Here is a 234-nt window from a genome sequence, read left to right as displayed (position 1 = left end):
CCTTCGCGATGAGCGCACGCTCACTGTCGCGCTGACTGCTCACCGACACGTACTCGCCGAGCGCCATCGAGATCGCGCCTCCGACGAGGCCAGCGATGCCCGCGGTGAACAGCGCGGCGGTGTCCGTCGTGGCACCGGCCACGCCGACGACCAGAGCCGCGACCGAGACGATGCCGTCGTTCGCCCCGAGCACGCCGGCACGGAGCCAGTTGAGCCTCTGACCCAGCCCACCGA

Annotated in this window: 1 protein-coding gene; it reads right to left on the bottom strand. The window is 70.9% G+C overall.

What is annotated here, in order from left to right; all coding sequences use genetic code 11:
* A partial coding sequence (locus ACQG3P_RS24230) for a VIT1/CCC1 transporter family protein (RefSeq protein WP_426806473.1) occupies positions 1-226 on the bottom strand: 226 nt, incomplete at its 3' end.
* Positions 227-234 lie beyond the last annotated feature (8 nt).

The sequence above is a fragment of the Stenotrophomonas sp. SrG genome (assembly GCF_050031795.1).
GTDB classification, from domain to species: Bacteria; Pseudomonadota; Gammaproteobacteria; order Xanthomonadales; family Xanthomonadaceae; genus Stenotrophomonas; species Stenotrophomonas rhizophila_A.
Note: the sequence above shows the minus strand (reverse complement) of the source record. Positions and strands in the feature narration are given on the sequence as shown.